At 45.1% G+C, this 1,273-nt stretch carries 3 protein-coding genes; 1 reads left to right on the top strand and 2 read right to left on the bottom strand.

The features are described from left to right. Positions 1-221, bottom strand: a 221-nt coding sequence (locus ACFIO3_RS10955) for a hypothetical protein (protein ID WP_375704455.1), incomplete at its 3' end; no start/stop codon positions are given. A gap of 39 nt (positions 222-260) precedes the next feature. Between ACFIO3_RS10955 and ACFIO3_RS10950 the strand changes: the two genes are divergently transcribed. Continuing rightward, complete coding sequence (locus ACFIO3_RS10950; RefSeq protein ID WP_375608162.1) at positions 261-962, top strand: hypothetical protein; 702 nt, start codon at positions 261-263, stop codon at positions 960-962. 121 nt (positions 963-1,083) lie between these two features. Here the strand turns inward: ACFIO3_RS10950 and ACFIO3_RS10945 are convergent. Next, positions 1,084-1,273 (bottom strand): hypothetical protein (locus tag ACFIO3_RS10945; protein WP_375704454.1); only part of this gene is annotated, 190 nt, incomplete at its 5' end.

Below are 1,273 nucleotides of genomic sequence, written 5' to 3'. Positions count from 1 at the left end.
TTGGCACTGTTGTTGGGTTGGCACATGTGGGAGCCAAGCATATGGGCTGGAGCACGCTTTGGTTCTTGAACGATAGGGGGTTCTTGAACAATGGGGGGTTCTTGAACAATGGGGTGTTTGTGAGCAGTGTTGGATTTGTTCCTTTTTTTGCTCTGGAGAGGGGTATGGTGTGTGCGTGTACTGTTGGGGGGCTTAAAAAAATGAGCATTTTTCTTTTCCACCGGCGTGATCTTTGATGTTCTTTCTGTGAGGGGTATTTGATGTCGAACAATGTGATGTTTTTGCTGTTGCCTTGTTTTTTCTGCTTTTTTGGGTTTTTCTGCTTTTTTGCTGTTGCCTTGATTTTTATTTATAAGATTGCCAAGCGTCGCTCTGTTACAGGGTGGATGTTTTGGAGATGGGTGGTGCTTTATGGCGCTCTTGCCACCTACCTTGGTTTTATTTATGTGGGCGTGGGCCGTCGTGCTGTTGACGGAGAGCTGCTCTTGAAGGGGGCGGTATTTTCTTGCATTTTTGCAACTGTCCTTGGTTTGGTGCATCTGGGCGTCAAGAGTATGCCTGTTGCTTGGCAAGTTTTCTTGAAGGCGGTTATGTTTTGTTGCATGATGGGCTTTATCCTGTGGTTTGCTGCTGTGGGTGTCAGGGATATGGATAGCATAAGGGCGGTATTCTTAAAGGTTTTGCTCTTGTCTGTATTGTTGAAAGTGCTCTTGGGGTTCTTTATACGCGAGCAAGGTGATACGGTGTTACAGAGGTTGTTGCGTGCTTTGAATTTTGTGCTGTTTTTCTGCATTTTGGCACCAATCCTTTGTTTTACCCGTCTGGGAGCAGAGAATCTAGGGTTGAGCTGGCTTTGGTTCTCGGATGAGAGGGTGTTGCCCTTTATTGTTGGATTTTTTTCTCCTTTGATTTATCAGGGTGTAAGGCGTGCGCGTGTTCTAGGGGCTTGGTTCTTAAAGTAGGGGGTGTTTTTCTTCTCCATGGGTGTGATCTTTAATGTGCTTGCTGTGAGGGGTATGTGATGTCGAACGATTTGTTTTTTTTTGCTGTTGTTGGTGTTTTTCTACCTTTTTATTGTTGTCGTTATGTGTATTTATAAGGTTTCCAAGCGCTTCGATATTCCGTGGTGGCGGGTGGCGTTTTATTGTATTTTTGGTCTTTCCCTCCTTTTGAAGGAAGTGCTGTTTTACGGCATTTTAGGAGTCGTCCTTTTTTAGCTCTTGTGGGGATGGAGAATGTGGACATACCATGGGGACTATTGTCCTTGATGGGG

The sequence above is a fragment of the Bartonella sp. AD328YNZD genome (assembly GCF_042196425.1).
The sequence above is the reverse complement of the archived record's forward strand: the minus strand, read 5'-3'. Positions and strand labels throughout refer to the sequence as shown.